The organism is Streptomyces sp. JLBT605 (assembly GCF_058215555.1).
The window spans coordinates 316335-329743 of the sequence record NZ_CM177087.1 but is presented as its reverse complement, the minus strand read 5'-3'; the positions used below and the strand labels follow the sequence as shown (position 1 = coordinate 329743).

The window sequence follows — 13409 nt, the reverse complement described above, 5'->3', positions numbered from 1 at the left end:
TACGAAGGGAACACCACGGCGATGGCCCACCTGAAGCAGCGCAACCTCGTCACCACCAGGGAGCGGTTGCGCGACCAGGTCGCCCACGCCCTGCGAGCCGCCCTGATCTCCGGCGAACTGCGCCCGGGTGAGGTCTACTCGGCGCCCGGTCTCGCGGAGGACTTCGGAATCTCCGCGACACCGGTGCGCGAGGCGATGCTCGACCTGGCCCGCGAGGGCCTGGTCGAGCCCGTCCGGAACAAGGGCTTCCGGGTCACCGAGGTCAATGAGCGCGATCTCGACCAGTACACCGAGATCCGCACCCTGATCGAGGTCCCGGTGGTCGGCCGGATCACCCGCAGCGCCTCCCGCGAGGAGCTGGAGGTGCTCCGCCCGGTCGCCGAGGAGATCGTGCGCGCCGCCCGCGAGCACGATCTGATCGGATACCTGGAGGCCGACCGCCAGTTCCACCTGTCGCTGCTCGCCCTCTCCGGGAACCAGCGCCTGGTGGAGACCGTCGGCGATCTGCGCAAGCGTTCCCGCCTGTACGGACTCACCGCGCTGGACGAGCGCGGCGAGCTGATCCCCTCGGCCGAGGAACACCTCGAACTCCTCGACCTGATGCTGGCCGGTGACGCCGAGGGTGCCGAGCGGTGCATGGCCCGGCACCTGGGCCACGTCCGCTCGCTGTGGGCCAAGGGCGGTGGCGAGGCCCCGGCCGGGCGGCGGCCGGGAGGAAAGCCGGGCGCCACCCGCTGAACCACGCACCCGCCAGGTCGCGGATCGGGCGACCGCCGCGGATCAGGCGACTCCGGACGGGCGGAACTGGACGCTGATCCGCGGCCCCACCGGCTTGGCCGTCTTGGGCACCGCGTGATCCCAGGTGCGCTGGCACGAACCGCCCATCACCAGCAGATCGCCGTGGCCGAGCATCCGCCGGAGTGTTCCGCCGTGGCCCTGCCGCGGCCGCAGGGCCAGTAGCCGGGGTTCGCCGAGGGAGACGATGGCGACCATGGTGTCCTCCCGGCCGCCCCGGCCGATCCGGTCGCCGTGCCAGGCCACGCTGTCCCTGCCGTCCCGGTACAGGCACAGGCCCGCGGTACGGAACGGTTCCCCCAGCTCGGCGGCGTAGTGCGCGCTGAGCGCGGCGCGCGCCCGGGTCAGCGCCGGGTGGGGGAGGGGCTCGTCCTGCCGGTAGTAGGCCAGCAGCCGGGGCACGTCCACCACCCGGTCGTACATCATCCGCCGCTCCTCGTGCCACGGCACCTGCGCCACCAGCTGCTCGAACAGCTCGTCCGCGCCGGTCAGCCAGCCGGGCAGCACATCGATCCACGCGCCCAGGCCCAGTACGGTGCGCCGCAGGCCGTCGAGCGGGCGCAGCGCGATGTCGCTGTCCCCGTCGAGGAGTGAAGCCTGCAAGTGGATGGTCATGGGGTCAGAATACGCCTCGTTCGAATATGTGAGCGAATTTTCTCGGGCGGCGCGCAGCCCTCGCGCCGGCCTCGCTCCGGCCGGCCGGGCGTGCGGCCGATCGGGGTCCGGCGGCTGCGGCTTCGCCCCGTACGACGAGCCGGAGTGCGCCGGAGCGCCTTAGGCTGAGCACCGGGTGACCTGCGACCGGTCGTGAAGGAGGGGGCCCGAGGAAGGGGTGGCCGTGCCGCTGAGTGCGGACGATCCGCGGTCCGTCGGTGACTACCGGCTGCTGGACCGGCTGGGTTCAGGCGGAATGGGCGTGGTGTACCTGGGGCGCTCGTCCTCAGGCAGGCAGGTCGCCGTGAAGGTGATCCACGCCCAGTTCGTCCAGGACGTCGAGTTCCGCACCCGCTTCCGGCAGGAGGTGGCCGCGGCGAGGCAGGTCAGCGGGGCGTTCACCGCGCCGGTGGTGGACGCCGACCCGGACGCGACACGGCCGTGGATGGCGACCCTGTACGTCTCCGGGCCCACCCTGGCCGAGCGGCTGTCGCGGCAGGGGCCGCTGGAGGCGGCCGAGCTGCGGCAGCTGGCGCTGGGATTGGCCGAGGCGCTGCACGACATCCACCGGGCCGGGGTGGTCCACCGCGATCTGAAGCCCGCGAACGTGCTGATGGCCGAGGACGGCCCGCGCGTCATCGACTTCGGTATCTCCCGGGCCGGGGACAACCAGGCGCTGACCATGACCGGCCGGGTGATGGGCACCCCGCCGTTCATGTCACCCGAACAGCTCAGCCGCCCCCGAGAGGTGACGCCCGCCTCCGACGTCTTCTCGCTCGGCGCCCTGCTGGTGTTCGCGGCGACCGGCCGCGGGCCCTTCGACGCGGACAGCCCCTACCTGACCGCGTACCAGGTGGTGCACGAGCCGCCTGCCCTGGAGGGGCTGGCCGAGCCGCTGCGGCGGATCGTGGTGGACTGCCTGGCCAAGGACCCCGCCGACCGGCCCCCGCTGCCCGATCTGATGCGGCGGCTGCGCGACCTGCCCGACCGGGGAACGCCGCGCGTGGGTGGCGCCACGCGGGCCACCGTACCGGTGGAGTACGAGCCCACCAGCGCCGGGAAGCGCCGCCGCCGCTCGCTGCTGATCGCCGCCGCCGCGGTCGTCGCGCTCGGGCTCATCGGCACCGCGATCGCCCTGATCGCCTCCGGCGGCGACGGGGTGCGCACCGGCCACCCGGCGGTGCGCACCCCCCGGGTCCCGCTGCCCGAGGGCTGGCGGCCCTGGCAGCTGCCGCTGCCCAAGGCGGCGGGCGTCACGCCGTCGGACACCGATCTCTCGCCGGGCTGTGTGGCGCACGGCTCCACCCTCTTCTGCGGCGGCTCGGAGTTCCCCACCCTGCGCGTCAACGGGCTGACCGGGCACGTCGACTGGCGGGCCAGAGGCATGGTGCTGACCGCGCCGGCCGACCAGGACGCCGGCGCCGGGGCCGGCGCCTTCACCAACACCGCCCCGTTCGCCGTCCACGACGGCCTGGTCTACACCCATGACACCCCCGCCGACTCGTACAACCGGCTGGTGGCGCTGCACGCGGACTCCGGCGACGAGGCGTGGTCCCACAAGGTGAGCGCGTCGGCCGACTCGGTGCGCGCCGGCGACCTGGTGATCTCCAGCAACCCGGGAGACACCGCCCTGGTCGCCCGGGACGCCAGCACCGGCGGGACCAGATGGACCTTCCCCTTCCGTAAGGGATACCTCTGCCAGCCGCTGGCCGCCGGGGAGGTGCCGTACGCCACCTGCGCGGCGCAGACCGACACCAGGACACCGGACACCGTCATCTGGCGGCTCGGCACACGCGACGGCCGACCCCACCAGCTGGGGCGCCCGAACAAGGCCGAGGAACCGCTGGGGACGGACGGCGGCGAGCTGCTGCTCGTGCCGTTCGTCGAGTCGGAGCTGGAGCGCCACCCCACCCTGGTGCGCCTGGACCCGCGCACCGGCCGGCGGCGCGAGATCACCCTGCCGGAACACACCATCGGCACCGGGTCGCTCGTCGGCGGCCACCTGTTCTTCGTGCAGGAGAGTGGCCGCGTCACCCGGGTCGACCCGGACACCGGCAAGGAGCTGTGGTCCACCACGACGTCGGTGGAGCGGCTCGGGCGCCCCGCCGTCTCCCGCCCCGCCCGGGCCGTCTACATGGGCACCGCCAGCGGCCGGGTGCTCGCCCTGGACCTGCGGACGGGCCAGGAACTGTGGCAGAGCCCCGCGCGCAGCGTCTCCACCGGCTGGTACGAACCGCCGGCCGCGGTGCTGGTCCAGGGCGCCGTCGTGGGCCTGACCAGCACCGGGACGGCCTTCACGGTCGACCCGCGCAACCCGGCCGCCGAACCCCCGGTGGTGACCACCGACAAGGGCACCGCCACCCGGCGGCCCTGACCCGCGCCCGGGCCAACCACCAGGCCGGAGCGCACCGGGGACGTCACCCCTGCTGACCTCCCCGCGCATCGCGGCTACCGTGAAGCGCCATGGGGAGCCGGTCCGTCGGTGTGCACCACGTCCGCGCCGCACTGCGCGGCGCGCAGCGCCTCGGCCTCGACACCGTGCCGCTGCTCCAGCGCGCGCACATCCCGCCGCTGCTGCTCGGCGACGCACGCGCCCGCGTCACACCCGAGCAGTTCACCCGCCTGATCAAGGCGCTGCACCAGGCCACGGACGACGAGTTCCTCGGGCTCGGATCCGCCCCCAGCCGGCACGGCACCTTCGCGATGATGTGCTACGCCTCCCTCGGCTGCCCCGACCTGGGCGCGGCACTGCGGCGCGGCATCCGCTTCTACGCCCTCTTCCCCGGCGGCCCCCTGCTGTCGGTGGACACCGGCGACGAGGGGCAGGCGTTCTTCACCGTCCGCAGCGAACTCGGCCACGACGAGGACCACTTCCTCACCGAGTGCCTCGTCATCGTCTGGCACCGGCTCTCCAGCTGGCTCATCGGCCGCCGCATCCCGCTGAGCTGGGCCGAGTTCGCCTACCCGGCGCCGCCCAACCACGACGAGTACGGCGCCCTCTTCGGCTGCCCGGTGCGCTTCGGGGCCAAGCGCACCCGAGCCGCCTTCGACGCGGCCCGGCTCGCCGCCCCCGTCGTACGCGACGAACCGGCGCTGGAGGCCCTGCTGCGCCGCGCGCCCGCGGGGCTGCTGAGCCGGCGCGAGTACGGCACCACCGTCGCCGAGCAGGTACGCCGCCACCTGGCCCGCGCGCTGCGCCCGGACGGCGGCGCGCGGCTGCCGGAGGCCGCGGAGGTGGCGGCCGGGCTCGCGGTCAGCCCGGCCACGCTGCGGCGGCGGCTGAAGGCCGAAGGCACCTCGTACCAGCGGCTCAAGGACGCCGTGCGACGGGACGCGGCCATCGCCGGACTGACGCAGGGGCAGGAGCCGATCGCCGAACTGGCGGCCCGGCTCGGGTTCTCCGAGGACACCGCCTTCCACCGGGCCTTCCGGCGGTGGACGGGTACCACACCCGGGGCTTATCGCCTCGTCGGCCAGGAGCAGGCGTCGGCCGGCAGCGCGGCGCGCCCCGCCGCGGCCCAGCGGGGACAGACGGACTGGGCGAGTGGCGGCCGCCCCGGTTGAGCGGGTGAGGCGGGGCACGCCTGTGCCATCGGGTCAGCCGAACTGAGCGGTCTGGTCAGCCACGAACGCACTGCGGCATCATTACCGTCCCCTCATCCCCCCTTGGCGAGCCGCCGGGTCGCGTCGGCCCCGGCCTACAGCACCCGGCAGCGAGCGAGGAGCGGAGTCTTTCGGCGTCCACCGGACCATTGGGAGAGCCGCATGCCTCTCGGATCACCGCGCACCCGCCTCCAGGCAGCCGCCGCCACGGCGACCCTCATGCTCGCCGCGCCGCTGCCCGCCCACGCCGCGCCGGCGGAAACCCACGGCAGGCCCGGCGACATCGTCAACGCCACGCCCACGTCCTTCCACCCTCTTCCGGGGCAACCGACGAACACCCGTGCGTGGCACATCGCCTACCGTTCCACCACCGCCACGGGAGAGCCGAACGTCGTCTCCGGCACGGTCATCGTGCCGCAGGACGGCAGGAGCGGCCCCCGCCCGCTGGTGACCTACGCCGTGGGGACCGTCGGCCTCGGCGACCACTGCGCGCCGTCGGCCGGATTCCCGCACGGCACCACCGTCGAGGCCACCCTCATCAACCAGGCGGTGCAGCGGGGTTGGGCGGTCGCCGTCACCGACTACGAGGGCCTCGGCACCCCCGGCGACCACACCTACACCGTCGGCCGCGCCGAAGGCCAGGCGGTCCTGGACGCCGCCCGGGCCGCCCAGCGGCTGCCCGGAGCCGGGCTCTCCGCCGACTCCCCGGTCGGCATCATGGGCTACTCCCAGGGCGGCCAGGCATCCAGCTGGGCGGCCGAGCTGCACGACAGCTACGCCCCCGAGCTGAAGGTGAAGGGCACCGCCACCGGCGGCGTGCCCGCCGACCTGCTGGAGGCCGCCGACTTCAACAACGGCAACATCGGAGCCGGGCTCGTCCTGATGGCCGCCACCGGGCAGAACGCCGCCTACCCCGAGCTCGAACTCGACCGGTACCTCAACGACAAGGGGCGCGAGTACGTCCGGTTCATGAAGGAGAACTGCGTCGCGGCCGACACCGCGGCCGGACTCTTCCAGCGCATCTCCGACGTCACCGTCAAGAACCCGCTGGACGAGGCGGACTGGCAGCGGCGGCTGCGCGACAGCGACCTCGGCCGCCACGCGCCCGACCACCCCGTCTACCTCTACCACGGGATCTTCGACGAGCTGATCCCGTACGAGGTGGGCCAACAGTTGCGTGCCGACTGGTGCGCCCGCGGCGTCCCGGTGCGGTGGAAGAGCTACCCGCTGGGCCATGTGACCGGTGTGACCGCGGGCGCCGTCCCGGCGATGGACTGGCTCTCCGACCGCTTCGAGGGCGCCCCGGCGGAGAGCAACTGCTAGGGGCGGCGCTCAGCGGGCCGTCGCCGTCAGCGAGATCCGCGCGCCGGGACGCGCGGCCGGGAGCAGCACCTGAGCCATGCCCGGCCCCACCCGCACCACCGCCCCGTGCGTGCCCGAGGCCGAGATCCGGGCGCCGCGCGGGAAGAGGGCGGCGGGCAGCGTGAGGGTCGTCCAGGAGCGGCGGGTGGTGCGGTCGGCGGTCAGGCCGAGGGTGTACGTGCGGGTGGCCGGGTCATAGGACCCGGTCACCGGCGCACCCGCCACGGCCCGCGCGTACGGTGCGAACGCGGGCTCCTTCCCGGGCGCCGGCCGGCCGTCCTCGTCGCGCACGCAGTAGCCCCCGCCGTCGGCGGACCAGCAGTCGTACCACATGGCCCAGCCGGTGGCGAAGGTGCGCAGCGAGGCGACCTGACGCCGTATCAGCTCGGCGTTGCCGGGCGTGGTGGCCTTGGGCGGGCCCCACTCCCCGACCAGCACCGGGAGCCGGTGCGCGGTCGGGTAGGCGCCGATGGCGGCCTCGTACTTCTCGATGAACCGCCCGGACGGATCCCAGTCGGCGCCCGACTCGACGGCGGTGTCGTAGTAGTGCGGGGCATAGCCGAGGCGGTCCGCCCCCGGCCGCGGGTCGCCGATCCCGGGCAGGCTGGTCGGCACGCCCTCGCCGACGAGGACGGTGGGCTCCACGAACAGCCAGGCGTCGCGGTCGGCGGACCGCACGGCGCCGATCAGCCGTCGGTACATCGCGGGGAGCCGGCCGCGTTCCAGCGCGACGGACGCGGCGAGACGGTCCGCGGGGTCCGCGGGATCTCCCGCGATCGGTCCGAACGGCTCGTTGAACAGGTCGTAGCCCAGCAGCGAGGGGTGCCCGCGCAGCGTGCGGGCGACCTCCGCGTAGACGGCGGCCTGGGCGGCCCGCAGATCCGGGTCGTCGTACAGATGCGTGAAGGCGGCCTGGACGGCGGGCTGGAAGTAGTCGGCGAACCAGTCGTCCGGGTTCGGCTCGAAGGGCAGCCCATCGGTGCGGGTGGCCCACTCGGGCATGCCGTTGTGGCCGAAGGCGGGGCCGTAGACGTCCTGGTGCCAGTCGACCAGGACCAGCACGTGGTAGCGGTCGGCCCAGTCCAGCACCCTGTCCAGCCCGCGCAGGTAGGCCCGGTCGTAGTGGCCGCGGCGCGGCTCGATCTTCTCCCACTGGATGTTGAGCCGCATCAGGCCGAAGCCGTCCCGCGCCAGCCGCGCCACCCGCTCCTCGGTGACCGTGTCGGTCTTGCCGAGGTTGAGGCCGTGCAACCGCAGGGCACGCCCCTGCCGGTCGGCGAGGTGGACGCGGCCGTCGGGGGTGGTCACGGTGCCGGTCGGCGCGGGCCACGCCCCCGTCCCGGCCGCGATGGACCGCTGACCGGCCCCGGCCGCGGGGTGCGCGGGGGCGGTGGTGGGGGTGGCGCAGAGCAGGGCCGTGGCGAGGGCGAGGACGGTGGCGGCGCTGCGTGGTCGCATGGTGCCTCCGGTAGGAGTCGGCTGGACGCTGCTTGACCTTGCGTGCAGTCGAACTTCTACCGGGAGGAGGTTTGTTGAGCCAGACTCATGACTTGCAGACCTACGGCGACCCCTCGGTCACCCTTAGGCCCACGGCGTGACGCTGAGGCGGATCCGCGCGCCCTCGCCGAGGAGGGGGGCCGCGGTGCGGGGCAGCGCGATGTGCGCGACCCAGGAGCCGGTCTCGGGGTCCTCGTCCCCCAGCGGCGGGCCGCTGGGGAGGTAGTCCCGGATCGCCCCTTCGACCTCCGAGTTCCAGGCCGCCCTGGTGCCCATGGAGTCGGGGCCGTCCCCGATGTCGACGACGAGGATGTCATCGAAGTCCGCGGCCTGTTCGAGGTGGTCGAAGAAGCGGAAGAGCCCGTTGCGCTCCCGGAGCGAGATCAGGCGCAGGTGCAGCGCGTGGCGCAGGGTGCCGCTCTCCTGGGGTCTGGGCAGGTAGCTGGAGAGGAAGACGGTGGCGAGCGGGATCACGTCCTGGGAGGCGGCGTCCGCGCCGGGTGCCGAGAGCTGGATGGGGCACCAGTGCGCGGCGGCCCGCTCGGAGATGACCACCGGCAGGCCCCGCACCGACAGCAGGGCGTCGGCCTGCCAGGTGACGCCCTTCTCCGCCGGCAGCCGGTGGCCCACCAGCGCGGCTTCGACCTTCACGTCGCCGAAGAGGAAGCGCCGCAGATTCTGGTAGCCCTCCTCGGAGTTGACCAGCCCGTAGCGGCCGCTGTGGCTGCGGTGCACGAAGGCGCGGTGCGCGCCGGGGACGGCGGCGTTCTCGATCTGGACCAGCCCGTCGCTGCGTTCCCCGACGACGGCCGAGGACAGCCCGTGGGCGACCTCGTAGTCGCCCGCGTCCGTCCCGACCAGGCAGAAGACCCGCTCGGCGGGGAAGGCGCCGTCCCCGTCCGGCATCTCCTCGGGCCGCCAGCCGTCCGGAGGCCCATCGAGGTCCCGCGTGCTGTCCGGCGTCAGGTATTCGTACATCCGGCGGGGGCCGAAGATGTCCGCGCCCTGGACGCCGAAGGCGTCCCGCAGCCTCTCGAAGAGACCGAAGCCGACCTCGAAGGAGATGCCGCCGTGCGGCGTCCCGTAGGTGAACAGCTTGTCGACGAAGTCGGTGGGTCTGCGGTCCGGTCTGAGGTCCGGAATGATCTTCTGGAGCAGGCAGCGGCAGATCAGCCCGCCCATCGAATGCGCCACCAGATGCACTGCGGGCGCCTTGGTCTTGGCCTGGAGGGTCTCGATGAGCGTCAGCAGGTTCTCCGCGGCCGCCTCCAGGCGGAACTCCTCCGGCCGCCCGCCCCAGCTGCTGGCGGAGACGTCGTAGAAGCGGTGGATCCAGATGCTGTCCGGGGCGATGTCGTCGTGGCTCTCCAGGTAGGCCATCTGCCCGCCGTCCAGGAAGATCTTGTAGCCCTCGTCCAGGTGGAGCCGCAGCAGCGGACTCTCGAACTGGTAGAAGACGGGGGTCGCCTCCTGCCCGATCCGCACATGCGTCGACCCTTCGTTGAAGCCGTAGAACGGATCGGTGACCGCCCGGTTGATCCCCGAGGTGTCCCCGGCGAATCCCCGCACGTAGACGATGGGCAGCTTGACGTTCCCGGGCATGGGACCTCCCGAGCGATGGTGTGCGGATCCACCCCCCGGACGACGGCCTCCAGGCCGTCCCGCCCCCTGCTCTACGAGTATCCGCCCGGTACCGCGCGCTGTCGCGCTTGACCTTCACATCGATGTCAGGCTCTACCGTCGCCGCAGACGAGATCCGCTCGCCTCGCCCGCCGTGGCTCACATCGACCCTGAGTGAAGAGAGATCCCCATGCCCGCCTCCGTCCTTCCCGCCTCCTCCCTCGGCCGCGTCGTCCGCGGCTCCGGCCCCGGGCTGCTGCTCACCCATGGCGCCGGCGGCGGCATCGACCCCAACTACGGTCCGGTGCTCGACGGCCTCGCCGAGCGCTACACCGTCGTCGGGCCGGACTACCCCGGTACCGGCCGCACCCCGCGGGCGAGCGACCCTCTGTCGCTGGACCGGCTGGCCGACGAACTGGTCGCCACCGCCGTGCAGGAGGGCCAGGAGTCGTTCGCCATCGCCGGGTACTCCCTGGGCGCGGCGGTGGCCGTCCGGGCGGCCACGCGCCACCCCGAACGCGTCACCGCCCTCGTCCTCACCGCCGGCTTCGCCCACCCCAACCCGCGCTTCCGCCTCGCCGCACGGCTGTGGCGCGAACTCCTCGACGCCGGCGACACCGAGCGGCTGGCCGCCTTCGCCGCCCTGATCGGCTTCGGGGCGCCCGCTCTCGACGCATTCGGGCAGGAGGATCTGGACGCCGGCCTGCGGATCGGTGCGGCGACCATTCCGCCGGGCACGGCGGACCATCTCGACCTGATCGAGCGGACCGACGTCCGCGAGGACCTCGCCCGGATCGCGGTGCCGACCCTGGTCGTCTCGACCGTGTACGACAGCCTGGTCACCCCCTACCACCACCGCGTGCTCGCCGACGGCATTCCCGGCGCGCGCCTGACCGAGATCGCCACCGGGCACCTGCCCTTCGTGGAGGCGCCCGAGGAATGGCTGACCATCATGCGTGACTTCCTCGACGGCCTGCCCAGCTGAGCCCGCCGGCGGGCCGCGCCGCCCCGTGCCTGCTGGCGGTGGCCCGGGGCGCGCCCGGTCAGGGGATGAGCAGCGCCTTGCCCGGGACCGACCGGGCCTCGATCGCCCGGTGGGCGTCGGCCGCCCGGGAGAGCGGGAATTCGCGGGCGATCACCGGCCGCAGCCGCCCCGCGGCGGCCTCGCCGAGGGCCTTGCCCGTCAGCCGGACGATCTCCGGGGCCTCGAACTGCACATCCTCGATGCCCCGCAGGGCGATGGAGCGGGCCCGGGCGTCCTCCCGGTCCAGCTCGGCGAAGCCGCCGCTGGAGGCGCCGTGGGCCGAAACCCGTCCGCCGTCCGCCACCAACCCGAAGGCGGTGCTGCCCAGTTCGCCCCCGACGCCGTCCAGCAGCACGTCCACCGGCAGGCCGTCGAAGGCGTCCCGCACCCGCCGCGTCCAGCCCTCCTCCGTGTAGTCGACGACGGCGTCGGCGCCCAGCCGCCGCACCAGCGCCAGCTTCCGCTCGCCGCGCGCCGCCCCGACCACCCGCGCTCCGGCCGCGGAGGCGAGCTGGACGAGCAGGGTGCCCATGCCGCCCGCGGCGCCCAGGATCAGCACCTTGTCACCCGGCTTGATGCCGACGCCTTCCAGGATGCCCATGGCCGTCACGCCGTCGTGCGCGAGGGCGGCCGCCTCCCGCAGGCCCAGGCCGTCCGGTACGGGCACCAGCCGGTCGGCGCCGGTGCGGACCAGTTCGGCGTACGTGCCCCGCGTCCCGGCCCCGGCGAGAACCCGGCGGCCCACCAGGGACGGATCGACGTCCGGTCCGACGGAGACGACGGTACCGGCGGCCGCGCCGCCGGGCACATAGGGCGGGGTGATGCCGAACGCCTCACCCCAGCCGCCGCGGATCTGCGTCTCCACGTAGATGGTGTCGACGGCCTCGGCCCGCACGACGACCTCCCCGGCCCCGGCCTCCGGATCCGGCACCTCCACCGGTACCAGGACCTCCGGACCCCCGTATTCGGCCACCCGGATCGCACGCATGCGGTTCACACTCCTCGACTCGTTCGCGACCGGAAGCCGGCCGCTCGATCAGGGCACCAGTCTCAAACTTCAACCAAGGTTGAGGTCAAGTCCGTTCGCCCCGCTCCCGCGTGCGAAGAGATTCGGTGGAGATCAGTAGAGATCAGTGCTGGAGAAACCGCTCCACCACCGCGACGAGGGCCTCGGGGGCCTCCTCGGGCGCGTAGTGGCCCGCGTCCTGGAGCACATGGAGCTCGGCGTTCGGATACCAGCGCAGCCAGGTCGCGTGCATGGCCTCGGCGCCCAGCGCCGGATCGTGCTCACCGACGATCAGGAGCACCGGGGTCGGGTTGTCCTTGACCCGCTCGTGGAAGTCGGTGCGCGACCAGGAGTCCAGGTAGGTGCGGAAAGCCGTCGCCGAGGAACGCTCCACCGAGCGGGTCACCATGGCGTCCAGCCACGCCTTGTCGTGGAGCCCGCCGGTGGTGTTGTCGATGATCGCTCTGCGGTTCCCGGGGTTCTCCGCCGCTCCGGCGAACAGCTCCCAGGACTCCTCGTCGAGGGGGAAGCCGGACGCGGGCACCGGCGAGACGCCGACGATCGAGTGGATCCGCTTCGGGGCCTCCAACTGCATCAGCTGGGCGGCCTTGCCGCCCATGGAGTGCCCGATGACCGAGATGGTCTCCCAGCCCAGGTGGTCGGCGACGGCGAGCGCGTCCTCGGCGACCTCCTCCATGGTGAAGTCGCCCTCGACGTCCATCGCCTCGCCGTATCCGCGGCAGTCCAGGAACGCGTAGCTGAACGCCTCGGTATCCAGGTGCTCGTGCATCGGGGCGAAGCTCGACCGGTCGCCGAACCAGTTGTGGAGCAGGAGGACCCGTCGCGGGCCGTCGCCGTGAACCTCGTGCGGAATGACCTGTCCTGGCACAGCGTCTCCTGGTGGAGTGGCGGTCGCCCGGCGCGAGAAGACGTCAGGCCGTCGGCCGTCAAGTCTCGCGACCTCCGGCGGGGCGGGTCAACACGCCACCCCGGCGGTGTCAGAGTGTCGTCTGGCCGCCGTCGAGCGGCAGGAAGAGGCCGGTGGCCTTGAGCGCGAGCGGGCTGACGAGCAGGGTGACCGCGTCGGCGACGTCCTCGGCGAGCACCGGATCGCGCAGCGGGGTGTGGGCGGCGACCTGGTCGATGATGGCCGCCTGCCGCGGGCCTGCGTTGGCGTCGGTGGGGACGAAGCCCGGCGCGACGGTGTTGACGCGGATGTTGTCCGGCGCCAGCTCCCGGGCCAGGCAGCGTGCCACCGCGTCCTGGGCGCTCTTGGCCACCACGATCTCGGGCAGCAGTGCGTGGGAGTTGTGCGTCGCCGAGGCGCCGATGAGGACGATCGAGCCGCCGCCGAGGCGCCGCATACCCGGTACGACGGCATGACAGCAGGCCAGGACGGTGTCCAGCTGGGCGGTGACGGCGCCCTTGACGTCCTCCAGGCGTTCACCGGAATCGATGAAGCTCCCGCCGCCTGCGGCGGCCTTCGCGCCGAGCCGCTCGGTGCCCGCCATGACGTTGCACACCAGGATGTCGGGTTCCCCGAGCGCCTCCCGGGTCGCCGCCACCATCCGGGCGACCTGTGCGGCATCGCACGCGTCACCGGGCACGGCCACTGCCCGCCCGCCGGAGGACTCGATGGCGGCGACCACGCCGGCCGCGGCTTCGGCGCTGCGGTGGTAGTTGACCGCCACGGCCGCACCATGGGCCCCCAGGCTTCTGGCGACGGCCGCGCCGATGCCCCGGCTGGCCCCGGTGACCAGGGCGGTACGACCGGCAAGTAATGACGCGGGCATGAGAGATGTCCCTCCTCGGCGACTCGCGACGCGGCCGGCACGGCGGTCCTTGCGC

General features: G+C 73.4%; 11 protein-coding genes. 5 read left to right on the top strand and 6 right to left on the bottom strand.

The genetic code is table 11. The features are described from left to right. Positions 1-21: 21 nt before the first annotated feature. On the top strand, positions 22-738 hold the full coding sequence (locus AC4BDD_RS01740) for a GntR family transcriptional regulator (RefSeq protein WP_490689165.1): 717 nt from the start codon (positions 22-24) through the stop codon (positions 736-738). A 42-nt stretch (positions 739-780) separates the two neighbouring features. Here the strand turns inward: AC4BDD_RS01740 and AC4BDD_RS01735 are convergent, their stop codons facing one another. Continuing rightward, the gene (locus tag AC4BDD_RS01735; RefSeq protein ID WP_490689164.1) at positions 781-1410 is read right to left on the bottom strand and encodes an alpha-ketoglutarate-dependent dioxygenase AlkB; all 630 of its coding nucleotides are present in this window, start codon (positions 1408-1410) and stop codon (positions 781-783) included. A 223-nt stretch (positions 1411-1633) separates the two neighbouring features. Here AC4BDD_RS01735 and AC4BDD_RS01730 point away from each other — a divergent pair, with 223 nt between their 5' ends. From AC4BDD_RS01730 to AC4BDD_RS01720, 3 genes are all read left to right on the top strand, one after another. Continuing rightward, complete coding sequence (locus AC4BDD_RS01730; RefSeq protein ID WP_490689163.1) at positions 1634-3823, top strand: serine/threonine-protein kinase; 2190 nt, start codon at positions 1634-1636, stop codon at positions 3821-3823. 89 nt (positions 3824-3912) lie between these two features. Continuing rightward, entirely contained in the window at positions 3913-5013 is a 1101-nt protein-coding gene (locus AC4BDD_RS01725; RefSeq protein ID WP_490689162.1) for an AraC family transcriptional regulator, read from the top strand. A 201-nt stretch (positions 5014-5214) separates the two neighbouring features. Continuing rightward, positions 5215-6375: a lipase family protein gene (locus AC4BDD_RS01720; RefSeq protein WP_490689161.1), complete on the top strand. Its 1161-nt coding sequence runs from the start codon at positions 5215-5217 to the stop codon at positions 6373-6375. 9 nt (positions 6376-6384) lie between these two features. Here AC4BDD_RS01720 and AC4BDD_RS01715 read toward each other — a convergent pair whose 3' ends face one another. Beyond that, positions 6385-7872, bottom strand: a complete 1488-nt coding sequence (locus AC4BDD_RS01715; RefSeq protein WP_490689160.1) for a cellulase family glycosylhydrolase — start codon at positions 7870-7872, stop codon at positions 6385-6387. A 123-nt stretch (positions 7873-7995) separates the two neighbouring features. Next, positions 7996-9513: an esterase/lipase family protein gene (locus AC4BDD_RS01710; RefSeq protein ID WP_490689159.1), complete on the bottom strand. Its 1518-nt coding sequence runs from the start codon at positions 9511-9513 to the stop codon at positions 7996-7998. 208 nt (positions 9514-9721) lie between these two features. On the opposite strand from AC4BDD_RS01710, the gene AC4BDD_RS01705 reads away from it, so the two are divergent. Continuing rightward, a complete protein-coding gene (locus tag AC4BDD_RS01705; protein ID WP_490689158.1) occupies positions 9722-10516 on the top strand; it encodes an alpha/beta fold hydrolase in 795 nt (264 codons plus the stop codon). A 58-nt stretch (positions 10517-10574) separates the two neighbouring features. Here AC4BDD_RS01705 and AC4BDD_RS01700 read toward each other — a convergent pair whose 3' ends face one another. From AC4BDD_RS01700 to AC4BDD_RS01690, 3 genes are all read right to left on the bottom strand, one after another. Then, positions 10575-11543, bottom strand: a complete 969-nt coding sequence (locus AC4BDD_RS01700) for a zinc-binding dehydrogenase (protein ID WP_490689157.1) — start codon at positions 11541-11543, stop codon at positions 10575-10577. 142 nt (positions 11544-11685) lie between these two features. Next, positions 11686-12450: an alpha/beta fold hydrolase gene (locus AC4BDD_RS01695; RefSeq protein ID WP_490689156.1), complete on the bottom strand. Its 765-nt coding sequence runs from the start codon at positions 12448-12450 to the stop codon at positions 11686-11688. A 109-nt stretch (positions 12451-12559) separates the two neighbouring features. Beyond that, the gene (locus AC4BDD_RS01690) at positions 12560-13354 is read right to left on the bottom strand and encodes an SDR family NAD(P)-dependent oxidoreductase (protein ID WP_490689155.1); all 795 of its coding nucleotides are present in this window, start codon (positions 13352-13354) and stop codon (positions 12560-12562) included. Positions 13355-13409 lie beyond the last annotated feature (55 nt).